This window comes from Bacillus sp. CH_48, assembly GCF_038008465.1.
Lineage (GTDB): Bacteria > Bacillota > Bacilli > Bacillales > Bacillaceae_G > Bacillus_A > Bacillus_A thuringiensis_S.
This window is the reverse complement of the sequence record NZ_JBBOZF010000001.1, coordinates 4,250,944-4,273,480: the sequence shown is the minus strand read 5'-3', so window position 1 is coordinate 4,273,480 and position 22,537 is coordinate 4,250,944. Positions and strand designations below refer to the sequence as shown.

The window sequence follows — 22,537 nt, the reverse complement described above, 5'->3', positions numbered from 1 at the left end:
GGGCGTGTTAGCAATTTGTATATGATCAACGGTAGTTTGTTTATTATTTTAGGGGTTATTTGTTATTTAATTGTACGTGGAATATTAATTGGTACCAAAAATAAAAAACATGTGATTTGGTGGAAAGAAATAATAAGTTTTTTATTCGTGGTCTACATTTGTATGGTTGTTGCAGTAACTTTATTCCCTTTACCAATTGGTTTTCCTTCTAATGTTGAAAATCTGAATCGCTCGGTCAATATAATACCATTTGCATCAATTATTAAAGACATCAATCAAATTGGTAGTGCTTATGATGGGGATGCCCTGTTTATGATTGGTCTAATTGTAAGAAATGTAGGCGGGAATATTTTATTATTAATGCCTTTAGGATTTTCAGCACCAATCTTATGGGATAAATATACGAAATTCAAAAATAATATTTTATTAGGATTTGCTATATCAGTTAGTATTGAATTGCTACAATTAATTGAGTCTTTATTTAGTGGAGTGGGACGTATTACTGATATTGATGATGTGATCTGTAATGTTATAGGTTCTATTGTTGGATATTGTATTTATAATATCTTTTTAAAAGCTATTAATAAATTTAACATTCGATTGTTGGGTAAAACTAATTCTAAAGGTGTGGAATTAGTTGATAAATAGGAGTTTAAACGAGTTATTAAAAGCGTACGAGTAAAAAGTACGTCTTTTTATTTTTATAAATAATGCTTAAGGCTGATGAGAACTCACATTTTCCATCTTACACTTGAAAGTAGCTATTGTATTTCAATTATGGAATGAAAAGAGGAGAATATAATCTTTAAAGATAAACAAGTTTATAGGAGGATTCTAAATGGATATTTTACTTGTTGTTCTTATTATTGTTTTGATGCAAAGTAAAGAACGAAAAGTGAAAATAAACCGTATTTGGCTCATTCCGGCTTTGTTGTGCTTTGTAACAGTTCAGTCCATTATTCGTATGGGACAAATAACTTTGCTGCAAGGACTACTGTTTTTTGTAATGCTTGGAATTGGCTTAGGTATTGGAATTATACGGGGGAAAGCTTTAACATTTCGATTAGATAGTGAAACGGGTCATGTACTACGGAAAGGAAATTGGGTAAGTACAATAATTCTTCTTGTTATTTTAGGAGCAAAAATTATTATTAAACAAAGTATGTTTTCTGGTAGCACGCACCAGACACTAATGGTTGTAACAAATGCCTTTTTATGTATTACATTAGGCACCGTAATTAGTAGACGTTATTATATTTGGAAAAAATATAATGAATTAACACAAAAAGCGTAAATACATGCATCCCTTGTTTAACATTGTTGCGAACGGTAATACTAAATAACATTGAACTTTTACAACAAGGGATGATAATATGATATACATTTACACAGACTTCGGCGGTACACATACAACATCACTAGCTGCAGCATATCATTTAAATAAATTACCAACGGATCGTAAGTTAACAAAAGAAGAAATTTTGAATGTAGATTACTTTAATAAATTGAAAACAGAAGATATGGGAAAAATTATTTTTCATGGAATAGACGAAAACGGTCATCCTGTATATACGATTGGATGTGGCGCATCAAAAGTTGTTGTACCAGCGATGAAGCATTTAGGAGAAATCTTGCAAAAACATTATCAAAGTCATGAAAAAATTATTTTTTCTAATACATCACCAACCGTACCTTTACCAATGACTTTTGGTGGTCTGTTTTCTAGAAGGTTCCATATCGATTTTATTGGCGTACCGTTACTCGTATGGGGAGCAAAAATTTGCTGTGATAATATACAAAGGCTTGTTAGTTATACAAAAGAGGCAGGAAGATTAACGAATGATTATGTTGTAATTTTAGATAATGAAACTTTTAAATAGTATATGAATAAGAAGAAAATCGAGCAAATTCCTTGATTTTCTTTTTATTTGTGGAATAGACAAGAAATAGTCACATTTAATATACATCTACTATAGCCAAAATAATAAAGTCCTGTTACTATTACAGGGATATTCTCTTTTTATAACATAAATATATAGAAAAATTAGAAAAGAGGAATTGAATTAAGGGAGGAACAACATGAAGCGTGTTGCTTGGATTACTGATAGTACAACTGCGAATTTTAAAACAGAAGGAGATAACTTTGTTATCCCAATCGAAGTTATTATTGATGGAATTTCGTACAAAGATTGTGAAGAAGGTGTACGTGAACGGGTTTATAATGCGTTAAACGAAGGTAAAACAGTCACTACTTCACAACCTAATATTGGGGAAATGGTAGAGTTGTTTACAAAATGCAAAGAAGAATATGAAGAAGGATTTGCAGTTGCTATTAGCGGAAAAGTAAGTGGAACCTATCAAAATATGAAGTTAGCTGCAGAAATGGCAGGTTTTCCATTAACTGTATTAGACAGTGAAACAACAAGTTATCCAATGGATGAATTAATTAGAAAAGCGAAATCGTTATACAATGATGGTATGACTTTACAAGATATACACAAAACATTAGTAGATGAAAAAAGAAGACCTTTTCATGTATTCCCAAAGAGTTTAAAAGGTTTATATGCGAGTGGTCGTGTAAAGGGTATTCAATTTTTACTTGGAAGTTTATTAAGTGTGAACTTAATACTAGAAGTAAAAGGTGGAGAGCTTTTACTTGAAAAGAAAGTTCGTAAAATCCAAAAATGTCGAGAATATATTAAAAATGAACTTGAAAAAGAATTACCAAAAGTACTTCATATGTTCCATGCTAACGATAAAGCTGGAGCGGAAGAATGGATTGCAGATATTAAACAAGCATTCCCCGAAATAGATTTCAAATTATATCCATTACCAATTTCATTTGCGGTTCATGCAGGTGAGGGAACAATAGCAATTAGTTATTAAAGTAAAACCCGTGAATCATTCACGGTTTTTTTCAGAGTGTTGGGAAAGACCTTATATACTATAAGGTCTTTTGTACCTCTTAAAATGACTTGAATAGCGTTTATTTGAGGTCATTAGGTAGTTAGAGTAGTTAGAGATTGATGACTATCTTTAACGAAAAAAGTTGAAGTCATATTTTTAAATGCTAATAAATCAGAATATTCTACCTTTTATTTCTGCAGTTACAATCTATTTACATATAAGATTATTAGGATTATATTGACAATGAAAGAGAAAACAATAGATGGAAGGGGATGTTTTTTATGTTTAAAAAAGCAGCACTAGGGATTTCATCGTTAGCAATCACAGCGTTCGTCGGATTAGGGATGGCAACAGAAGCTTCAGCTGGACCAGCAGCACCACTTACTTCACTAAACGTCGTACAAGTAGAGTCTGAGCTGGGCGGAGTAGAAACAATTAACCAAAACAGCTTTAGCACAACACGTAACCACGGGGGAAAATACTTATATATTACAACGAAAGAGATGGGATACGGTCAAAATCCGTTTACTAAAATGAATGGTTCTAATGTAAAAAGTATTGGATCCACAATAATCGGCGGAAAACCAATCGTTGGCTGGTATTACAAATGGGATGCGTCTGGACATCAACAAGGAACATTTGAATACCAAAAAACATCTATAAACGCGCCATTTAATACAATGCGTACGTCAATTTATATCCAATAATTTTTGAAAACGTTCGCACATATAGAATAGTTAAAAAGGTACTTCTAGGAGTACCTTTTTTTGATTTGAATCACGTTCATCTATATTTACAATTCCGATTCCATAGCAAGAACACTTCCCATAAAACAAAATCCTTAACGTCTATAAAATTTATATGAACGCGTAGTACAAGTCCTCTCCAGTTAAAGTACATAGGTTACTTAAATCATATTGAGATTAATCTTGTAAATCACTTAACCTATAATATATTATCTCAGCGAAAATAAATTAATACCGCTGATTTCCTAACACACTTTAATGAGTTGTTTAGTAAAATTTCATTTGAAAATTTATTACCTAGTGCAAAAACACTTGCTATATTCCATAGTTCAGAATATGTACCTGAAAATTATGATGTAGAAATTGCGATTCCCCTTGCAGAAGCCACTAATAAAACAAAAGTGTTTAATCCCGGTCTTTGCGCAATGGCTACGCTTATTGGTTCTTACGAAGAATTACCTTTTATTCATACAAAGCTACATGTTTGGATTGAAGAAAATAACTATAAACTGAATGGCGCTCCGTTTGAAGTTTATAAAACGAATCCTTATAGCACACAGGAGGAGAATAACATCATAGAAGTATATTTTCCTATAAAATGAATAAAGGAAGGGGTGTATCACAATGTATGGTATAAACCGGCCAACAATAAAAGAAAAAATATTAATTTTAGTTACTGAGATTATCTATCTAATCATTGCGTTTTACTTGCTTTTCATTACTTATTTCAAACAAGGCATTTCAATAGGGTTGTTTATAGCTTTAATTATCACCACTTTACGATTAACAGCTATGATGTTTATATGGTTGCCTAGAGGGATTTCATGGCAAGAAGCCATTATGAACAGTATTGCTTTTGGAATTTATTATTTAGGTTTTCCAATCTTAATGATTACTAGTAATCAGGATCCTAATTTAATATTACTTACAATAGGTTGGATATTATTTTTAGGAGGAAGTATGTTAAACACAGTTTCAGAGCTACTTAGAAAATCCTTTAAAGATAATCCTGTAAATCAAGGTAAGCTATATACAGGCGGTTTATTTAAATATGCGATTCATATTAATTATCTGGGGGATTGCCTTTGGGTGTTAGGTTTAGCATTTATCTCTAGCAATATTTATAGTTTGTTTATATCTCTAGGCCTGTTCTTTGTATTTATTATATTCCAAAATCTGATGCTTACTTACAGATAAAGTATGGAGAACAATTTACAGTGTATAAACAGAATACAAAAAAACTAATACCGTTTATTTGGTAAATCAGTTTCATAAATTATAAAAAGCGCAGGATCAGCATCCTGCGCTTTTCTATCGTAATTCAGCTGTTTTTCTAATAACAATTTTATCAATATCATCTTCTTCATCACCAATAAATAATCCTCGTTCTTTTAAATACGCTTCAAAATATAAATCAGCTTCAGCGCGTTCATCATATGGCTTTACAGAGAGAACGAAACCTAATTTGTTTTGTTCTTCTAAATGAGAAGTGGAGATGTAAGCCGGTACATTATGGCGTAAAAAGAGTTCTTTAACCGGAATAATCATATCTTTCATTAATTTCGTTAGCATACCCATTTCAAACTCGAAATTAAAGCGATCTATACTAGACAAATCAGCGAATACTACACCGATAAAACCTGTATTAAATACTTCTTGATATTCTACATCTTCGTCATGGTCGCCGTAAAAATTCTTTTCGATTAAATAATTTACAAAATAAGCAACGCCATCACTTTGTTCAAATGGTTTCGTTGAAAGAACAAAACCAATTTTCTTTTGTTTATGTAAATACACACATGACATGTATGCTGAAATGTTATGTTCTTTAAATAAAGCACTTGTTGCTCCAGAGAGACCATCTAATACGTGATGAACAATTTGAAGTTTTTTACGAGCGAAATAATAGGATTTCTTTTGTAACTCCAATGTATCAATAAAGACAGAGCCGATAAAGCCTGTATTTGAAATAATAGGTGCTTGCTTTTTTCTTCCTCTGCGCTTTAATGGAGCCATTGTTAAAATCATCCCTTCATGTACGTTTAAAATAAAAAGAACGTTTGTTCGTATATTTATATTTTACTATTAAAACGCTATAAAGTAAAGGGTTTTTGATGAAAATATAACAAAAAAGACACCTTATAAAAGGTGCCTTAAACGCTGTAAGGAATAGGGTTTACCCTAACTATTTATATTATGATACAGAAACAATCTCTTCTGTATCTTCTACATCTAAATGACAGTCCATAGTACGAACATCTTGATCTTCATGACTTCCGAAATAAATAGTAATTTTCATATGTATCGCTCCTTTATTCTAGGAATACCTAAAATAATTACTAGTAATGTTAATATTTATTATATACCACTTTTTTCATTCCGACAACGTTATATCATTTTTAATTATTTTAAACTATAGAGCACAATTTAAAGAGGTACTTTTTATAGAAAATGGTAAATTTCTAATATGTTATATTTAATATAGAAAAATTCGAGTGTTACTTTTTATGAAAAGGAGAACTATTGATGAATTATAAACAACTATTACTAGATAACTTTGCATTTAAAACTTCATATATTGCACAATTTGTGCCCGGAATGAGTATAAAAAAAACGAAAGATTATATTGCTGTTGATTGTGGATTACCTGCCGATACATTTAATATCATCACTCTACTAAACAATAATTTAACGGAAGGGATCGAGAAATTATATAAAGAGGTAGAATACTATTATCAAAGAAATTTTCCAATGAGTGTTTGGTTATGGGATGAGGAGCAAGAGCGGGATATAAAAAGTGAGTTAATTAAAATCGGTTTAAAAGAAGTGGAACAGAATATTGCGATGGTAGCAGACTTAAAAACAATTTCCCCAACAATAAACATGCCAGTAAGTTTTACTATTCAACAAGCAGCTTCCCCTGGACAAATAAATAAATTTGGAGAAACGTTAGCTCATCTATTCGGCACATCAGAAGAAGGTATACATGTACAAGCATTCTATAATCAAATTTCTAATCTTGATATATGTAACAGTGAGAATCTGAAATTATTTTTAGGGTTATATGAAGGTGAAGTCGTAACTGTTGGTTCATTGATATGTTCAAAAGATAGTATTGGTATTTATGACATAGCAACTAAAGAAGGAATGAGAGGACGAGGGTTCGGATCTACTATGTTCAATTTCCTTCTGCAAGAAGCACAAAAATTTAAAAATACTTATTGTGTATTACAAGCTTCACACGATGGAATCAATATTTATAAAAAATCGGGATTTCAAGCTATCGGTAAAATGACTGTATTGGAAAATCGACATTTAATTGAGTAAATCATTCTAGTTAAATCGTCTTTATATAGGAGCTTATAAATCGTTATGAAAAAGATATATCTTGTTACAATAATTTGTGCCTTTATAGTAATAAGTATCTTTGTTTTTCAGAAAATAAATGAACATAAGTATACTAAAGCTATTAATCAATCAAATCATATAAAAAATATCGCACATAGAGGTGCTTCTGCGTACGCACCTGAACATACAATAGCAGCATATAAATTAGGACAACAAATGAATGGAGATTATATAGAAATTGACCTCCAAATGACAAAAGATGGACATTTAGTGGCTATGCATGACGAAACCTTAAATCGTACAACAAATGGTACTGGGCTAGTGAAAGAGCATACATTAGAAGAAATAAAGCAACTAAATGCAGGTTCTTTTTTTAATGAAAAATATCCGAACTTAGCAAAGAAAGAATTTGAAAATGCTAAAGTCCCAACATTAAAAGAAATTATTGAAACGTTTGGGCATAACGCGAACTATTATATCGAAACAAAATCACCTGATGAATATTTAGGAATGAAAGAAAAATTATTAGAAATTATTAATTACTACGAAATACAGGATAAAGTTATTATTCAATCGTTTAGTGAAGAAAGTCTACAAAAGATTCATAGCTTAAATAGTAATATATCCATAGTACAATTATTACCTTATAAAAAAGCAGTTCAATTAACAAAATTAGAGATAGAAAAGTATAAAATGTACTGCATAGGTCTTGGTATGAATTACAAATATATCGATTCAGATTATGTAAAGAAAATAAAGAAAAGTGGATTAGAAGTTCATCCATTTACAGTAGATAATGAAAATGATATGAAAAAGTTACTTGCATGGGGAGTCGACGGGATGTTTACCAATTATCCAGATCATTTACATTCAATATTGGATTTGAAAAATCATGAATAAGTAGTGTTATTCATAAAGGGAAAATTTACACAACCTGTATACTAGGATTATCAATGCAAGAAGGCATGTATCATATCAAAAGAAAATACCAAAAACCGCAACTGGAAGACCTAGGTTGTGGTTTTTTATTGCTTTGATTTCAGTTTACAAAGTTTGAAGCTAGAAGTGAAAACCTTTTTAGATGAATTGGCTTCTTATGTATTTGTACTTCGTATCGTTCTAGGTATATGTACAACCCATGAGACGAATTTTGCATATGATAATAGAAAAGGAGATGTTGCATATTGAAATACCACAATAGAAATGTAAGTAATCTGAATAAATTAGCGGATAATACGAAAGCTGCCGCTTTTAAGTGGTATCAGTACTGCATTGACAATGGTATTGAAGTGTTAATTTACGAAACAATCCGTACGGTCGAGCAACAACGTGAATATGTTCGTAAAGGAGCATCGCAAACGATGCGCTCATATCACTTAGTAGGACAAGCATTAGATTTTGTTCCAATTCAGTCGAATGGTACAGAAGATTGGAATGGCTATAATAAAGAACCGTGGGCATCAGCAATTCGTTATGCTAAACAAATTGGCTTTGAATGGGGCGGTGACTGGAAAGGATTTGTGGATAGCCCGCATTTGCAATATAACTACAAAGGGTATGGAATGGATACTTTTGGAAAAGGTTTTCAAAACGTAGCGACTCCTCCTCCAACGAATGATGGTGTAGGGGTAGCTTATATTAACGGTAGCAATGTAAATTTACGAAAAGGACCTGGTACTGGATATGGTGTTATTCGCCAATTAGGGAAAGGAGAGTCCTACAAAGTATTTGGGCAATCAAATGGCTGGTTAAATTTAGGTGGCGATCAGTGGATTTATAACGATCCATCATATATTCGTTATACGGGAGGAAATGTACCCGCAACTTCACAATCATCAAACGATGGTGTAGGCGTAGTTACTATAATAGCGGATGTATTGCGTGTTCGTACCGGACCAGGAACAAATTACGGTATTGTGAAAAATGTGTACCAAGGTGCAAAATATCAATCGTTTGGATATAAAGATGGTTGGTATAATGTTGGTGGAAATCAATGGGTTTCTGGTGAATATGTTACATTTGTAAAGTAAAAATAAGAGCCGTCCTGTTGGGCGGCATTTTATTATAGATGTTCATAGGACGAGTGCTCATAATATCATTCGTAATATATAGAGTATAATTTTTCATTCTAATAATCAGAAAGTAATCAAAATGTAATTAATTTTAACTACGCTTTTTATATTTTTTTGATACACTGGCTACGAGGGGGATACCAATTAATGTGGGTAAAAACCAAAACCATATTGGCGGAAGTAAATTTATAATGGGAATATGGATGCCGACATTTACTAAAAGTGCGGTGACTGCACCTATATAAGAACCTAACATACCTCTAATGTGGTGATGGAGCCAATTTTTCCAACGTTTTTTTCGTGCGAGGTATCCATAAATTGCAAATGAATAAGAGAAGATTGCTACATAAAATAAATATGCGATTTTATCCCAGTTGATAATGGATAATATTATTGCCGTAAGGGTAATGACAACATAGGATGCATGATATATCTCGCCCCATTCAGTATGTTTTCCTTTCTTCTTTTGAGCAACCATCGCTACAATACCAGTGATTAAGCATATTGTTCCAAATAGTATGTGTATGGTTAAAAGAATGTTAAAAATGCTCATAATAATTCCTCCTTTTTTATTTTTATAGTATTGCAGTATAGGAGAAAAGTTGAAACATATTGTTTGTTGGCCTTAATATATTGAAATAAAGGTAATCCTAGAACAAATTTAAACGGACAAATTTTTCTTGATTTTAGTGAGCCACGTATTACGTGAAATGAAGGAGAGACTTCCATGTTTACATCTATTACATATTTACAATCAGGGAATGACAAACAACAAAAGGTATATGATGTTTTAAATAAACTAAACATAATGGAGGATTTAGCTTTGTATAGTCCCGTTCTTTGCGGGACAATCCCTATAAGAATTGATACTCTCCAATCTGACTTAGATATAGTAATGGAAGTACATAACTTTGATGTTTTTGAGCAGGAAATGAGGTCTTTATATGGTTCTTATAGAGGGTTCAATATAAAAAAGAAAAAAATGAAAGGTACTGAATCGATAAAGGTAAATTTTGAATTCGAAGGTTTTGAATTTGAATTATTTGCTCAGCCTAAGCCAGTGCGTAACCAAAATGCATATAGACATATGATAGTAGAGCACATGCTATTAATGCAGCATCCACATATAAGGGAAGAAATTCTTCGCTTGAAAGAGAACGGTATAAAAACAGAACCTGCTTTTGCTCAAGTATTAAACATTGAAGGAGATCCTTATGAAGGACTTATTGTGTTGGGGCAGGAAATGCGGTTGTGGTAAATAAGATACATAAAAACTCCTCTATAGAAAAAGAGGAGTATTTATTATGCCATTAGCTTACGGATTAATTCACTCAGCAATTTAACCCCGTGAGTCATTTGTTCTGGAGAAGCATATCCATATGATAAACGAATGTACGGTTCTGATTCTTCTTCATAAATACGTCCTGGATTTAAAAGAATTCCCTTTGATAGTGCCTCTGAAAATAATTTCTTCATCGGAATGCTAGGTACAACCTTAAGCCATATAAAGAATCCGCCGTTAGGAATATCCCAAGTGGCAATATCTGCACAATACTTATTTAAAGCCCGTATCATGATTTGTCTTCGTTCTTTTAGTTGAATTCTTACGTTTGCAACATGTTCTTCATAAAAACCTTTTTTTATCCATTCAGCAGCAACTCTTTGGGATAACGAACTCGATCCATAGTCTGTTTGCATTTTTATATCTGACAATCTTTCAATAACTGGTTCAGGTCCAATAATCCATCCAATTCTAAGTCCTGGGCTAAGTGTTTTAGATAGACTACCAACATATAATACATGTCCATGTTTATCTATTGATTTTAAAGGAGCTGGAGGGGGTTCATCAATCCATAACTCACGATAAATATCATCTTCAATAATAGGTAACTGTTCCTTTTCACATATCTTTATTATTTCTTTTCTTCGTTCTTGAGACATTAATATCCCAGTTGGGTTTTGAAAACTAGGAATAGAATATAAAATGTTTTTCTTTTGACTGTATTTAATGCGTTTTAATAATTCGTTAGGTAAAATACCGTGATGATCCATAGCTATACCAGATAAATTTATATTTGCTGATTGAAATACATGAAGTGAATATAAGTAAGAAGGTTGTTCAAGTAAAACAGTTGATTCTCTATGCAAAAGACCAATTGATATTAATTGCAATGCTTGTAATGCACCAGAGACGATTAATATAGAACCCGGTGATACATGTATTCCGAATGATTTTACGTAGTTACTTATTGCCTCACGTAACGGTAAAAAACCTTTTTGTTCTTCGTATCCGAAATAATCTAATTCGTCACTTACGTTTTTCATAATGGACTGCATCGTTTTTAGCGGGAAAATTTGAGGTGCAAGTTCACCTTTACTAAGATGGATAAGTGTTTTATTTGCTTCTGCTTCATTTATTTCTCGTACCATTAACTTGCTAGGTTTATGAATACCAGCTTTTACATATTCACTCCAATCAGGCGGGGGATTCGTCGCTAATAATGACCATGTATTATTTGTTACAACTGTTCCTGCTCCGATTTTCCCTTGAATTAAGCCATCTGCCATAAGTTCATCGAGCGCAGTTATTACAGTACTTCGATTTACATGAAATAATTTTGCTAACTGCCTTTGACTAGGGATCTTACTTCCGATCGGCCATTCTCCGTTTTCGATTTTTTCTTTCATATAATCTACTATCTGCCGATATTTAGGCAGTTTTTTATTCGTTGTCATAAAAAAACTCCCTCGTTCAATTTAAAAATGCCAAGTGGTTGGTTTTTACGATAAATAACTGGTTGAAGACATTGTATCAACTATTAAATATGATGAAAAGAAATAATTGGTAATTTAAAAATGGTTGGTTTATTAGAAAGGGAGAGAAAACATGCATAATAAAAAATGGGATTTACGCATTATATATGCACACGCGTTTACGATTCTTATATGGGGAACTGCTTTTCCGGCAATTCGTATGGGGCTTGAATCTTATACACCTGAGCATCTTACTTTACTACGCTTATTAATCGCTTCATTTATACTTCTGTTGTTTTCTTTTATCTACAAGTTACGGCTACCGGATTTAAAGGATATCCCAGCAATTTTTATGTTCGGTGCTTTAGGATTCACTTTTTATCACATTGCATTAAACTACGGCGAAAAAACAGTAAATGCTGGTTCTGCAAGTTTAATTGTTTCGGTCACACCTATAGTAACGGCAATTCTTGCTTCTATATTTTTAAACGAAAAAATGAAATTAAATGGTTGGATCGGTGGTGTAATTAGTTTTATAGGAATTGCTCTCATATCATTTAGTCAAGGAGATGCTATTCAATTGAATAGTGGGGGATTATTTATATTATTAGCAGCGATTTCAGAAAGCCTATATTTTGTTTTTCAAACTTCTTACTTAAAAAAGTACGGCTTCTTACCATTTACCATATATACAATTTTATCTAGTACTGTATGTATGCTTATTTTCTTACCGGGAATGTATCAAGAAATACTAGCAGCTCCTCTTGAAGTGAATGTGAGTGTTTTATATTTAGGCTTATTTCCAACAGTACTCCCATATATCGCATTGGCCTATATCATATCTCATGCTGGTGCTGCTGAGGCAACAAGCTCTCTATATTTAACCCCAGTAACTGCATGTTTTATTGCTTGGTTATGGTTAGGAGAAGTGCCAACTTTAGTTTCGATAATTGGCGGAGGGATTACTATACTTGGTATTGTGATTGCTCATATACCAGTATTAAGAAAAGAAAAACATAGGAATTTAGCAAATAATCAATCCGTATAACGTAATTCAATAATAATTTTATGATACTTTTTCATATAGTTTCTTTCTTATGTTGATAAATATAATATTTTGTATTTCAGTTAAATATTGTATGTTACATTTTATGTAGTAAGCATTTTAAAAGGAGATGACAACATAATGAATGGAAAAAGAAATATTTTCACATGTATTTCTATTATAGGAATCGGTCTAGCTAGTTTTTCTAGTTTTAGTTTCGCAGCAAATGTAACGGACAATTCAGTACAAAATTCTATTCCCGTAGTTAATCAACAAGTAGCTGCTGCAAAGGAAATGAAACCATTTCCCCAGCAAGTTAATTATGCAGGTGTTATAAAACCTACTCATGTTACACAGGAAAGTTTAAATGCTTCTGTAAGAAGTTACTACGATAATTGGAAAAAGAAATATTTGAAAAATGATTTATCTTCTTTACCTGGTGGTTATTACGTAAAAGGAGAGATTACGGGTGATGCGGATGGGTTTAAGCCACTTGGAACTTCAGAAGGTCAAGGGTATGGGATGATAATTACAGTATTAATGGCTGGTTACGATTCGAATGCCCAAAAAATCTATGATGGTTTATTTAAAACAGCAAGAACTTTTAAAAGCTCTCAAAATCCTAATTTAATGGGATGGGTTGTCGCAGATAGTAAAAAAGCACAAGGTCATTTTGATTCTGCTACTGATGGGGATTTAGATATTGCGTATTCTCTTCTTCTTGCTCATAAGCAGTGGGGATCAAATGGAACAGTTAATTATTTAAAAGAAGCACAAGACATGATTACAAAAGGTATTAAAGCTAGTAATGTTACAAATAATAGCCGACTAAATTTAGGAGATTGGGATTCTAAAAATTCACTTGATACGAGGCCATCTGATTGGATGATGTCACACCTTAGAGCATTTTATGAATTTACAGGTGATAAAACTTGGCTTACTGTTATTAATAATTTGTACGATGTTTATACGCAATTTAGTAATAAGTACTCTCCAAATACAGGACTTATTTCAGATTTCGTTGTAAAAAACCCACCACAACCCGCACCTAAAGACTTCTTAGAGGAGTCAGAATATACAAATGCATATTATTACAATGCTAGTCGGGTACCATTGAGAATTGTAATGGACTATGCGATGTACGGCGAGAAAAGAAGTAAAGTCATTTCTGATAAAGTCTCTTCATGGATTCAAAATAAAACGAATGGAAATCCTTCTAAAATTGTGGATGGTTATCAATTAAATGGATCTAATATTGGTAGTTATTCAACTGCTGTATTTGTTTCACCGTTTATTGCTGCAAGTATAACGAGTAGCAATAATCAAAAGTGGGTAAATAGCGGTTGGGATTGGATGAAGAATAAGAGAGAAAGCTATTTTAGTGATAGTTATAATTTATTAACTATGTTATTTATTACAGGAAATTGGTGGAAACCTGTACCTGATGATAAAAAAATACAAAATCAAATAAATGATGCAATTTATGAAGGATACGATAATTAATTAAATTTGAGAATGGTTACTTAAGAAAGGAATTAGCATACGCTAGTTCCTTTTTAATATTTTGTAAAACATTATCCATTCTAAAATTCGCATAGATATACTTGCTTTTTTCATATACATAGTTATTGATGACTCTATGTTTTTATGAGGGGAGAGTATTTCTTGGAAAAAGTATTATTTTTCGGAGACCCAGGTATTGATGACTCATTTGCCATTATGTATGGTTTACTGCATCCCGAAATTGAAATTGTAGGTATTGTAACTGGATACGGAAATGTTGAGCATATACATGCTGCACATAATGCAGCGTATATTTTACAGTTAGCAAATAGACAAGACATTCCTGTCATTAGTGGTGCAACAAAACCACTTACAGAAGAAATTACTACGTACTACCCTGAAATTCACGGAGCAGAAGGATTAGGGCCCATCCATGTTCCAGAAAGCGTATTATCTATTCCAATATACAATTTTGGTAGTATCGCTGCGATTCTTGTAAAGTACGGAAAAGATTTAACGATTGTTGATGTAGGAAGATCTACCTCGTTAGCAATTGCTTTTAATTTATGGAATGATTTAATGCTAGATGTAAAAGCAATATATTTCATGGGTGGTGTTTTTTTAGAAGTAGGAAACGTTACGCCGTTAGCAGAGGCAAATGTGTATGGAGATCCTATAGCAAGTAAAATTGTTTTCCATCAAGCAAAGAATTTATTAATATTCCCTTTAAATGTAACAAACAAAGCTGTGTTAACACCAAATGTATTTAGCTATATTCAAGCTAATACAAAGAATCCATTTCATATGATAATGAAACCAATGTATGACTACTATTTATCTGCATACCAAAAACTTAATCCATCTATCGAAGGACCTTTGCTACATGATGTGGTTGCAATAAGTGGATTAGTAAATCCAAGTTTTTTTGAATTTGTGCATCGTACAGTAAATGTAGATACATACGGAGATACGAAAGGACAAACATTTGCTGATTTCCGCCCTAGCTCTATACCTGAAGGGGCCCATATAGCATTAGAAATAGATGAACAAAAATTCATTCAAGATTTTATAAAAATCATGTTATAAGTTGTTGTCGAAAAAGGGAATTATTTCAATGCGTTGAATATAAAAATACATCCCTCTAGATAAAGGAGCTTACAATATTGAATGTCCAGTTAAAGGTTGTTACGAGAGAAAATTGGGAAGAAGCATTAAAGCTACAAGTTAAAGAAAATCAGTTGAAATTTGTTCCATCCGTAGCAGTTTCGCTTGCTAAAGTATATATAAAACCAGATGGTGACAATGTAGAGTACATACCATTCGCTATATACGTTGGTGACCTTATGGTTGGTTTTGTAATGCATGCAGTTGTAAGAAAGACATCAGATATGTATTGGATTAACGGATTTATTATTGATCAAAAGCAGCAAGGTAATGGATATGGAAAAGCAGCATTACAAGAAAGTATTAATATAATAAAAAATACTTTTAAATCGTGTAAAGAAATTAGATTAACCGTACATAAAGATAATATCTCTGCAAAGAAACTATATGAACGATACAGTTTCAAATCATTAGAACAGGAGTATGATGGCGAGCAAGTATATCGTTTATTTGTTTAACTATTAGGAAGTAAAGGCGTGAAATGAAATATGCAATTTACTGAAGTGAAAATTGAAGTGTTCATTCCTGAAGAATATATTGAAACATTAAGGGATGAATTAAATAAAATTGGAGCATGTAAAACGGGCGAATATGACCATTGTCTTTCCTATAGTTCAGTGAAAGGATATTGGAGACCGTTAGACGAGGCATCTCCTTTTAATGGAGAAATTGGTCGAATATGCGAAGGGCAAGAATGTAAAGTTGAAATAAAGTGTAAACGAGAACTTGTAAAAGATGCTCTTGAAGTTATTAATGATATTCATCCGTATGAAACACCTATGATTTATATTATACCAATACTAAATGACTATTTTGAGCAACTATACATTGAATAACTAGGAGGAATATCAATTGAAAAGTAAATTTCATCATATTGTACGAGCAGTCATGATAAAAGATGAAAAATTATTAGTTGCTGAATATATTGGCCATCATTATTTTTTACCTGGTGGCCATGTTGAAATTGGAGAATCAGCAGAGAATGCATTAATAAGAGAGTTAAGAGAAGAACTTGGAGTAAACTGTAGTATACAACAATTTTTAGGAGTCATAGAAAATCAATGGCAAGATAAAGAAGTGCTTCATCATGAAATTAACCACATTTTTGAAGTAGAGTCACAAGATTTACATACGGACTTACCACCGAAATCTAGCGAGTCTCATTTAGCATTTCAATGGATAGATTGTAATAAAGAAGCCTTAAATCATTATGAAATCATGCCAATGCCTTTAGTGAAGGAATTACTAGAAAGAAAGTTAAGTGATGAACTACTAAATTGTTGGATTAGTAATTTTTAAATCACTTTATTTATAGTAAATACGTCCATCGAATGAATATAAAGAAAATAGGCTGAAAAACAAGGTACATCACCTAGTGTAAGTTCATATTTTGTTGATGTACGCATTTAGTCTATAGTCTTGTTTCTACTTTGTTCACAAGAATTTATTAACTTTAATATTTGGGCGGAATTTATATTTATAAATGGAGGGGTTCTTAATGAATCAGTTTCAACATGAACTACAAACATTAAATCTTAATGATTATCAAACTGGTAATGTTGTGTATTGGGATCAACAACAAAGTCAATATCCATACTACTACATTCAAGACGATGCACGTCGTTGCGGAGGTTGTGGTGGACGCTGTGGCGGTTGTGGCGGCGGTAGATGTGGTGGCTGTGGTGGCTGTGGTGGACGTTGCGTAGGTTGCGCTGGTTGTTTTGGTTGCTTTAATTGCTGGAACTGGTGGATTATTTAAATATAGTACATCATTAATATTTTATATGAAAGAAAGGTGTAAATACTGTTTATACTTTTCTTTCATGCTGTAATTTTGTATTAGTGTTAAGGGGGATTTATTTGTATACATACGAAAAGTTGATTTCTTGGGTAGAAAATATAAAAGAAAAAAATCAAAGTTCTGCTGCAGCACTTTGTATTATAAAAGATAATAAAATCGTGCTAGAGCATTATAGTGGTTATCACTCAAATACATCTACAAGCAAGAAAGTAACAGCACCTTCACAATTTAACGTTGCTTCTGCTAGAAAAAGTTATTTAGGATTAATAATAGCGTATGCGCTTTATGAGGGGAAAATAAACTCTATTGATGATGAAGCGATAAAATATTTTAAAGACTTTGATCCTGTATTGCTTGGTAAAACGACGATAAGACATTTAGTAACACATTCGCACGGATTAGAAGAAACGAATGACGGGACAATTTTTCGTGAATTTGAACCGGGACAATCATGGGCGTATAGAGATATTAATGTAAGAATGATGACACTTCTTATTTATCAGCTATATAACAAAAGTTTTCCTGAATTGTTAAAAGAGCGTGTTTTTAAACCTGCTAAATTTCAAGAAACAGGATGGAGAATACAGCAAGATGAAAATTTGGTTGAAATTATTAATAATCCAAATGAAGACCCGATAAGTGGAATTGGTACAGTAAATGATGGTACTGAAAAAAATCTATTTGTCTCAGCTAGAGAATTTGCGCAGTGGGGCAATCTTCATCTAAATCAAGGCATGATACATGATAAACAAATCATTCCAAAAGAAGTTATAAAAATTGCTACGAGTTTGCAGAGTCCAACATTTATAAACAAAGAGCTACCACAAAATGGGGTGTTTTGGTTCATCCAAAATGAGCCTGCACAATTAAGCGAACTTGGTGAACGTATTCCAAAAGGGTCGTATCAAATATTAGGGATTACTGGACCGACTATTTTAGTAATACCTGAATATAATGTAGTTGTTGCAAAAATGTATAATAAAAGATATAACTACGGCGGTGATAATTACTTATATTATTTACGTGAATTTAGTAATTTAGTCGCTGATACATTTAGTAACCGTATTAGGGCATAATTACTCCTATAACAAAAAGGAGTGATTGAAAGTGAAAGATAAAGTGAACAAAAATAAAAAGCAAAATATAAAAGATGTAAATACAGAGCAAAATGCAATTTATAGCGATCCTAAAGATGCAGCTAATATGCAAACTGTACCGCAGCCGAAAGATTTTGGTGAAATCGAATATTAATTTTTCATCCGACTATATGATGAATGAAAAATACGTCTTAAGTCTCATAACATTTAAGAAATTATTTGATAACATATATACATAAGCATTTGAAAATGTCTTATCTTAACAAAGCTTTCTTTAGAAATATCTGATATAACCTGCAAAAGGCACTTCTTTATGAAGTGTCTTTTTGTGTATATGAACTTAATTACCATTTTCCGTACAGTATCTTGTAATTTATGATGGATATACTAACTGTGAAAATTCATGTCAAGATAAAAGAAGGGGACAAGTTAGTATGAAACAAAGTTCTATAAATCCGTTACTAATTGTTCTAGGTACAATCATTGTTCAAATTGGCCTTGGAACAATTTATACATGGAGTTTATTTAATCAACCCCTTGTAAGTAAGTTTGGATGGAATCTTAATTCAGTAGCGATAACTTTCTCCATAACAAGTTTTTCTTTATCATTCTCAACTTTATTTGCAGCAAAGTTGCAGAAAAAATTAGGACTTCGAAAACTTATTGCTACTGCAGGAATTGTTTTAGGACTCGGCTTAATACTTAGTTCACAAGTTTCTTCTTTACCACTATTATATTTATTAGCTGGTGTCGTTGTTGGTTATGCGGATGGAACAGCTTATATTACATCACTATCTAATTTAATTAAATGGTTTCCAAATCGGAAAGGGCTTATTTCAGGTATATCTGTATCAGCGTATGGAATGGGCAGCTTAATCTTTAGATATATAAACGGAAATCTTATCGATAACCTTGGTGTATCACAAGCATTCTTATATTGGGGTATTATCGTGTTACTTTTAGTGTTAATCGGATCGTTCTTCTTACGTGAGGCAATTGTAAGTAATGCTGTAACTGAAACATTACACAATGACTATACTCCGCGTGAAATGATGCGAACGAAACAAGTATATCTCCTATTTTTTATGTTATTCACCTCGTGTATGGGTGGTTTGTATTTAATAAGTATGGTAAAAGATATCGGCGTACAACTCGTTGGACTTAGCGCAGCAACCGCTGCAAACGCCGTTGCTATGATTGCAATCTTTAATACAGTAGGTAGAATTATTCTTGGGACGCTATCAGATAAAATCGGCCGAATGAAAATTGTCTCTGCAACGTTTATTATTATAGGATTGTCAGTCTTTACTTTAAGTTTTATTCCGCTAAATTACGGAATCTATTTTGCTTGTGTAGCAAGTGTCGCCTTTTGCTTCGGTGGTAATATAACTATATTCCCAGCTATTGTCGGAGATTTCTTTGGATTAAAAAACCATAGTACAAATTACGGCATTGTCTACCAAGGTTTCGGATTTGGTGCGCTTGCAGGATCATTTATTGGAGCGATACTCGGGGGATTTCAACCAACTTTCATTATAATCGGTGTTTTAAGTGTTATTTCCTTCATTATTTCAATATTAATCCGTCCACCAACTGCAGAAAAGAAAAAGGAACTAAAACATTTACATCGGAAAGTTGCTTAATTTTAAAAAGAGTCCTCATGTTAGGGCTCTTTTTTATTCCATTAACTTTGCTTCTTTACTAACTCATTAAAGACAGGACAATATCATTATAAAATTGAATAGATAAGTAAAAAGGAGCGTGACACTTAAAATGAAAATAGTACAGCAGTGGGTACAAGAAGATAGTGATTACATAAGAGAGAAAGTAATTGAATATAATCAAAAATATCTCGCAGATGAAGAAAAAACACCTTCAGAAAAGGTTAGTTTCATAGTAAGAAATGAAAAAGAAGAAATCGTAGGTGGGGTAACAGCAATAATTTTTTGGCACCATGTACACGTTGACTTTCTATGGGTTTCTGAAGAATATAGGCATGAAGGTTACGGAAACAAGTTAATAAAGCTTATTGAAGAATTTGCAATTGAAAAAGGGTGTAGGTTAATTAATTTAGATACCTTTAGTTTCCAAGCTCCTGATTTTTATAAGAAACATGGATATAAAGTAATTGGAGTAAGTGAAGATCATCCGAAAGGACATAATCATTATTATTTAGAAAAACGGCTAAAAAGTATATAGAATTTGTTAACATTAGTATTTGGAATACAAATGTAATCAAGGCGAGGTTATTATTAATTTTAGTTTTAATTTAATCAATTTTCATGCTAAAACTTCAAGAACGTTCTTTGGATAATCTTCCTAAGATACGTTCTTTCTTTATATATCAGTGGCCCATTCTTATTAACTCCACCAATAGCGGTAAAGGCAAGACTTAACTAACTTATATATATTAAAAGGAGTTAATGGTAGAATGGATAGAAGACAGAAAATTCCTTTTATTAAAAATAGAGGAGGTACATATGAAAAAAGTTAATGTTACATACGCGATTTTGTACGATAAAACAAACGAAAAGATCTTAATGGTAAAAAACAAAGGAGAAAATGGTTTTTATTATACATTACCAGGTGGCGCAGTTAAATTAGGAGAAACATTGGAAGAAGCAGTAATTCGAGAAGTAAAAGAAGAAACAGGGTTACATATAAACGTAAAAGGGATTTGTTCTATCAGCGAAGCCTTTTTCGAGGAAAGAGATCATCATGCAATTTTCTTTAATTTTCTAGGCGAAATAATCGGCGGGGAGACATATATATCAAGACCAAAAGAAATCGAAGAGATTACTTGGATGGAATTACATATAGCAGCACCGTATTTACGCATACCAGAACATTTACTAGATTTATTACAAAAGAAAGAAACAGTACCTTATTTTTTTAACGGAACAATCGTTCATCAATCTTCATAAAAATATTATCTCATGTAAGGCGGGGAAAACATGGAGTTCATCGTTAATCACAAACAATTTACTCAAGCACTTTCAGAAGTTAACAAAGCGATATCAACAAAATCTTTAATTCCTATATTATCTGGTATAAAAATAACTGCAGATCAATCTGGAATTACTTTAATTGCAAGTAACTCGAATATTTTTATTGAAAAATTCATTCCTGTTTCAATTGAAGACGAAAAAATTGCAACTATTTTAAAGGCAGGAACTATTGTTGTACCTGCAAAGTATTTCATTGAAATAATAAAGAAAATGCCAAGTGATATAGCAATAAAAAGTAAGAATGAGCAAATTATTAAGATACAATCAGAAGAAATCACATTAAGTTTAAATGGATTTCCTGCAGATGAGTTTCCGAATGTACCGCTTATAGACAATCATGCAGAAATCAAGGTAGAGACAGAGCAATTGATTGAAGTATTTAAACAAACAGTCTTTGCGGTAGCGAAAAATGAATCTAGACCTGTTCTTACTGGGGTGCATATAGAGTTATCTAATAATAAGTTTATTTGTGCTGCAACTGACTCACATAGACTAGCGATACGTGAAACGCGACTTTCCTCAGATGTAAAAGCAAATTGTATCGTACCAAGCGCAACCATTAGTGAACTTCTAAAATTAATGAACAGCAATTCGGAATTCGTATATATTTACCTTTCAGAGAGTCATATTATATTTACGCTTGGAACAACTACATTATATTCAAGACTAATTGAAGGGAAATATCCTAATATTTCTAACCTTATTCCAAATGACTTTAAAACGATTATTAACATAGATAGAAAAAAGATATTACAAGGTGTAGATCGATCAAGTTTATTAGCAAGTGAATGGGCCAATAACAATGTTAACTTAGAAATCATAAACGAATCTACAATTAAAATTTCTTCAAACGCTTCTCAAATTGGGCAAATATCCGAAACGCAACAAATAGATGCGATTCAAGGTGAAAAACAATTAAATATATCTTTCGATGGGCGTTTTATGGTTGATGCTTTAAGAGCAATAAAAGAAGAAATGATTACTTTAAGCTTTGGCGGTTCTATGAGACCGATATTGATTGAAGCAGGAGAGCAATCTGCAGCAATCCATCTTATATCTCCAGTAAGAGCTTATTAAAAACGGAGGAAGGAA

At 32.2% G+C, this 22,537-nt stretch carries 27 protein-coding genes and 1 pseudogene; 25 read left to right on the top strand and 3 right to left on the bottom strand.

Annotated features, from left to right (window positions below; translation table 11 throughout):
- Positions 1 to 15 precede the first annotated feature (15 nt).
- The 7 genes and pseudogenes from N2V92_RS21565 to N2V92_RS21535 all read left to right on the top strand — a co-directional run bounded on the left by N2V92_RS21565 (position 16) and on the right by N2V92_RS21535 (position 4,850).
- Positions 16 to 648 (top strand): VanZ family protein, encoded by a 633-nt coding sequence (locus N2V92_RS21565; protein ID WP_000281840.1) that lies wholly within the window; start codon positions 16 to 18, stop codon positions 646 to 648.
- Positions 649 to 838: 190 nt separating this feature from the next.
- Positions 839 to 1,294, top strand: a complete 456-nt coding sequence (locus N2V92_RS21560; RefSeq protein ID WP_000353715.1) for a DUF1453 family protein — start codon at positions 839 to 841, stop codon at positions 1,292 to 1,294.
- A 79-nt stretch (positions 1,295 to 1,373) separates the two neighbouring features.
- Complete coding sequence (locus N2V92_RS21555; protein WP_000639423.1) at positions 1,374 to 1,880, top strand: DUF3189 family protein; 507 nt, start codon at positions 1,374 to 1,376, stop codon at positions 1,878 to 1,880.
- Positions 1,881 to 2,079: 199 nt separating this feature from the next.
- Positions 2,080 to 2,886 carry a DegV family protein gene (locus tag N2V92_RS21550; RefSeq protein WP_016077593.1) on the top strand — a complete coding sequence of 269 codons (807 nt, stop codon included), beginning with the start codon at positions 2,080 to 2,082 and terminating at the stop codon, positions 2,884 to 2,886.
- 302 nt (positions 2,887 to 3,188) lie between these two features.
- Positions 3,189 to 3,614: a DUF4879 domain-containing protein gene (locus tag N2V92_RS21545; RefSeq protein ID WP_000472921.1), complete on the top strand. Its 426-nt coding sequence runs from the start codon at positions 3,189 to 3,191 to the stop codon at positions 3,612 to 3,614.
- 191 nt (positions 3,615 to 3,805) lie between these two features.
- Positions 3,806 to 4,255: pseudogene (locus N2V92_RS21540) on the top strand (GyrI-like domain-containing protein); the annotation flags it as partial.
- 22 nt (positions 4,256 to 4,277) lie between these two features.
- Complete coding sequence (locus N2V92_RS21535; RefSeq protein WP_003278526.1) at positions 4,278 to 4,850, top strand: DUF1295 domain-containing protein; 573 nt, start codon at positions 4,278 to 4,280, stop codon at positions 4,848 to 4,850.
- Between the two features lie 114 nt (positions 4,851 to 4,964).
- On the opposite strand, the gene N2V92_RS21530 is transcribed toward N2V92_RS21535, so the two are convergent.
- Positions 4,965 to 5,669 (bottom strand): hypothetical protein, encoded by a 705-nt coding sequence (locus N2V92_RS21530; RefSeq protein ID WP_000035353.1) that lies wholly within the window; start codon positions 5,667 to 5,669, stop codon positions 4,965 to 4,967.
- 510 nt (positions 5,670 to 6,179) lie between these two features.
- Here N2V92_RS21530 and N2V92_RS21525 point away from each other — a divergent pair.
- From N2V92_RS21525 to N2V92_RS21510, 4 genes are all read left to right on the top strand, one after another.
- Complete coding sequence (locus N2V92_RS21525; RefSeq protein ID WP_001107085.1) at positions 6,180 to 6,980, top strand: GNAT family N-acetyltransferase; 801 nt, start codon at positions 6,180 to 6,182, stop codon at positions 6,978 to 6,980.
- A gap of 45 nt (positions 6,981 to 7,025) precedes the next feature.
- Positions 7,026 to 7,901 (top strand): glycerophosphodiester phosphodiesterase, encoded by an 876-nt coding sequence (locus tag N2V92_RS21520; protein WP_000725656.1) that lies wholly within the window; start codon positions 7,026 to 7,028, stop codon positions 7,899 to 7,901.
- Between the two features lie 117 nt (positions 7,902 to 8,018).
- A complete protein-coding gene (locus N2V92_RS21515; RefSeq protein WP_000232343.1) occupies positions 8,019 to 8,189 on the top strand; it encodes a hypothetical protein in 171 nt (56 codons plus the stop codon).
- Positions 8,186 to 9,031, top strand: a complete 846-nt coding sequence (locus N2V92_RS21510) for an SH3 domain-containing protein (protein ID WP_000873733.1) — start codon at positions 8,186 to 8,188, stop codon at positions 9,029 to 9,031. The genes N2V92_RS21515 and N2V92_RS21510 overlap by 4 nt, the downstream gene beginning before the upstream one ends.
- Before the next feature lie 133 nt (positions 9,032 to 9,164).
- On the opposite strand, the gene N2V92_RS21505 is transcribed toward N2V92_RS21510, so the two are convergent.
- Positions 9,165 to 9,626: a DUF2306 domain-containing protein gene (locus N2V92_RS21505; RefSeq protein WP_000021744.1), complete on the bottom strand. Its 462-nt coding sequence runs from the start codon at positions 9,624 to 9,626 to the stop codon at positions 9,165 to 9,167.
- Between the two features lie 174 nt (positions 9,627 to 9,800).
- Here N2V92_RS21505 and N2V92_RS21500 point away from each other — a divergent pair, with 174 nt between their 5' ends.
- Positions 9,801 to 10,331 (top strand): DUF4269 domain-containing protein, encoded by a 531-nt coding sequence (locus tag N2V92_RS21500; RefSeq protein WP_000495184.1) that lies wholly within the window; start codon positions 9,801 to 9,803, stop codon positions 10,329 to 10,331.
- 44 nt (positions 10,332 to 10,375) lie between these two features.
- On the opposite strand, the gene norG is transcribed toward N2V92_RS21500, so the two are convergent.
- Positions 10,376 to 11,809 carry an efflux pump transcription regulator NorG gene (gene norG / locus N2V92_RS21495; protein ID WP_000210495.1) on the bottom strand — a complete coding sequence of 478 codons (1,434 nt, stop codon included), beginning with the start codon at positions 11,807 to 11,809 and terminating at the stop codon, positions 10,376 to 10,378.
- A 151-nt stretch (positions 11,810 to 11,960) separates the two neighbouring features.
- Between norG and N2V92_RS21490 the strand changes: the two genes are divergently transcribed.
- The 13 genes from N2V92_RS21490 to dnaN all read left to right on the top strand — a co-directional run bounded on the left by N2V92_RS21490 (position 11,961) and on the right by dnaN (position 22,522).
- The gene (locus tag N2V92_RS21490) at positions 11,961 to 12,875 is read left to right on the top strand and encodes a DMT family transporter (protein WP_000551631.1); all 915 of its coding nucleotides are present in this window, start codon (positions 11,961 to 11,963) and stop codon (positions 12,873 to 12,875) included.
- A gap of 138 nt (positions 12,876 to 13,013) precedes the next feature.
- Entirely contained in the window at positions 13,014 to 14,375 is a 1,362-nt protein-coding gene (locus N2V92_RS21485) for a glycosyl hydrolase family 8 (RefSeq protein WP_001013608.1), read from the top strand.
- A gap of 162 nt (positions 14,376 to 14,537) precedes the next feature.
- Entirely contained in the window at positions 14,538 to 15,461 is a 924-nt protein-coding gene (locus tag N2V92_RS21480; protein WP_000416781.1) for a nucleoside hydrolase, read from the top strand.
- A gap of 77 nt (positions 15,462 to 15,538) precedes the next feature.
- On the top strand, positions 15,539 to 15,997 hold the full coding sequence (locus N2V92_RS21475) for a GNAT family N-acetyltransferase (protein ID WP_001102680.1): 459 nt from the start codon (positions 15,539 to 15,541) through the stop codon (positions 15,995 to 15,997).
- Between the two features lie 30 nt (positions 15,998 to 16,027).
- Positions 16,028 to 16,375 (top strand): divalent cation tolerance protein CutA, encoded by a 348-nt coding sequence (cutA, locus tag N2V92_RS21470; RefSeq protein ID WP_001160789.1) that lies wholly within the window; start codon positions 16,028 to 16,030, stop codon positions 16,373 to 16,375.
- Between the two features lie 16 nt (positions 16,376 to 16,391).
- Complete coding sequence (locus N2V92_RS21465; RefSeq protein ID WP_000836826.1) at positions 16,392 to 16,838, top strand: NUDIX domain-containing protein; 447 nt, start codon at positions 16,392 to 16,394, stop codon at positions 16,836 to 16,838.
- A gap of 199 nt (positions 16,839 to 17,037) precedes the next feature.
- Positions 17,038 to 17,298: a heterocycloanthracin/sonorensin family bacteriocin gene (locus N2V92_RS21460; RefSeq protein ID WP_016077592.1), complete on the top strand. Its 261-nt coding sequence runs from the start codon at positions 17,038 to 17,040 to the stop codon at positions 17,296 to 17,298.
- 101 nt (positions 17,299 to 17,399) lie between these two features.
- Positions 17,400 to 18,416, top strand: a complete 1,017-nt coding sequence (locus N2V92_RS21455; protein ID WP_016077591.1) for a serine hydrolase domain-containing protein — start codon at positions 17,400 to 17,402, stop codon at positions 18,414 to 18,416.
- A 31-nt stretch (positions 18,417 to 18,447) separates the two neighbouring features.
- On the top strand, positions 18,448 to 18,591 hold the full coding sequence (locus tag N2V92_RS21450; protein WP_016077590.1) for a hypothetical protein: 144 nt from the start codon (positions 18,448 to 18,450) through the stop codon (positions 18,589 to 18,591).
- Between the two features lie 280 nt (positions 18,592 to 18,871).
- Entirely contained in the window at positions 18,872 to 20,080 is a 1,209-nt protein-coding gene (locus N2V92_RS21445; protein WP_000814378.1) for an L-lactate MFS transporter, read from the top strand.
- Positions 20,081 to 20,210: 130 nt separating this feature from the next.
- Positions 20,211 to 20,636, top strand: a complete 426-nt coding sequence (locus N2V92_RS21440; RefSeq protein ID WP_000706899.1) for a GNAT family N-acetyltransferase — start codon at positions 20,211 to 20,213, stop codon at positions 20,634 to 20,636.
- 281 nt (positions 20,637 to 20,917) lie between these two features.
- Positions 20,918 to 21,361 (top strand): NUDIX hydrolase, encoded by a 444-nt coding sequence (locus N2V92_RS21435; protein WP_016077589.1) that lies wholly within the window; start codon positions 20,918 to 20,920, stop codon positions 21,359 to 21,361.
- A gap of 30 nt (positions 21,362 to 21,391) precedes the next feature.
- Complete coding sequence (gene dnaN / locus N2V92_RS21430) at positions 21,392 to 22,522, top strand: DNA polymerase III subunit beta (RefSeq protein ID WP_000394476.1); 1,131 nt, start codon at positions 21,392 to 21,394, stop codon at positions 22,520 to 22,522.
- The last annotated feature ends 15 nt before the right edge of the window (positions 22,523 to 22,537 follow it).

What these genes read in the sequence shown, in the direction of transcription:
- N2V92_RS21500 (WP_000495184.1), top strand. Translation starts at nt 9,801, where the DNA reads ATGTTTACATCTATTACATATTTACAATCAGGGAATGACAAACAACAA.
- N2V92_RS21530 (WP_000035353.1), bottom strand. Translation starts at nt 5,669, where the DNA reads ATGGCTCCATTAAAGCGCAGAGGAAGAAAAAAGCAAGCACCTATTATT.
- N2V92_RS21550 (WP_016077593.1), top strand. Translation starts at nt 2,080, where the DNA reads ATGAAGCGTGTTGCTTGGATTACTGATAGTACAACTGCGAATTTTAAA.
- norG (WP_000210495.1), bottom strand. Translation starts at nt 11,809, where the DNA reads ATGACAACGAATAAAAAACTGCCTAAATATCGGCAGATAGTAGATTAT.
- N2V92_RS21435 (WP_016077589.1), top strand. Translation starts at nt 20,918, where the DNA reads ATGAAAAAAGTTAATGTTACATACGCGATTTTGTACGATAAAACAAAC.
- N2V92_RS21535 (WP_003278526.1), top strand. Translation starts at nt 4,278, where the DNA reads ATGTATGGTATAAACCGGCCAACAATAAAAGAAAAAATATTAATTTTA.
- N2V92_RS21505 (WP_000021744.1), bottom strand. Translation starts at nt 9,626, where the DNA reads ATGAGCATTTTTAACATTCTTTTAACCATACACATACTATTTGGAACA.
- N2V92_RS21560 (WP_000353715.1), top strand. Translation starts at nt 839, where the DNA reads ATGGATATTTTACTTGTTGTTCTTATTATTGTTTTGATGCAAAGTAAA.
- N2V92_RS21545 (WP_000472921.1), top strand. Translation starts at nt 3,189, where the DNA reads ATGTTTAAAAAAGCAGCACTAGGGATTTCATCGTTAGCAATCACAGCG.
- N2V92_RS21490 (WP_000551631.1), top strand. Translation starts at nt 11,961, where the DNA reads ATGCATAATAAAAAATGGGATTTACGCATTATATATGCACACGCGTTT.
- N2V92_RS21520 (WP_000725656.1), top strand. Translation starts at nt 7,026, where the DNA reads ATGAAAAAGATATATCTTGTTACAATAATTTGTGCCTTTATAGTAATA.
- N2V92_RS21485 (WP_001013608.1), top strand. Translation starts at nt 13,014, where the DNA reads ATGAATGGAAAAAGAAATATTTTCACATGTATTTCTATTATAGGAATC.
- dnaN (WP_000394476.1), top strand. Translation starts at nt 21,392, where the DNA reads ATGGAGTTCATCGTTAATCACAAACAATTTACTCAAGCACTTTCAGAA.
- N2V92_RS21525 (WP_001107085.1), top strand. Translation starts at nt 6,180, where the DNA reads ATGAATTATAAACAACTATTACTAGATAACTTTGCATTTAAAACTTCA.
- N2V92_RS21440 (WP_000706899.1), top strand. Translation starts at nt 20,211, where the DNA reads ATGAAAATAGTACAGCAGTGGGTACAAGAAGATAGTGATTACATAAGA.
- N2V92_RS21555 (WP_000639423.1), top strand. Translation starts at nt 1,374, where the DNA reads ATGATATACATTTACACAGACTTCGGCGGTACACATACAACATCACTA.
- N2V92_RS21460 (WP_016077592.1), top strand. Translation starts at nt 17,038, where the DNA reads ATGAATCAGTTTCAACATGAACTACAAACATTAAATCTTAATGATTAT.
- cutA (WP_001160789.1), top strand. Translation starts at nt 16,028, where the DNA reads ATGCAATTTACTGAAGTGAAAATTGAAGTGTTCATTCCTGAAGAATAT.
- N2V92_RS21445 (WP_000814378.1), top strand. Translation starts at nt 18,872, where the DNA reads ATGAAACAAAGTTCTATAAATCCGTTACTAATTGTTCTAGGTACAATC.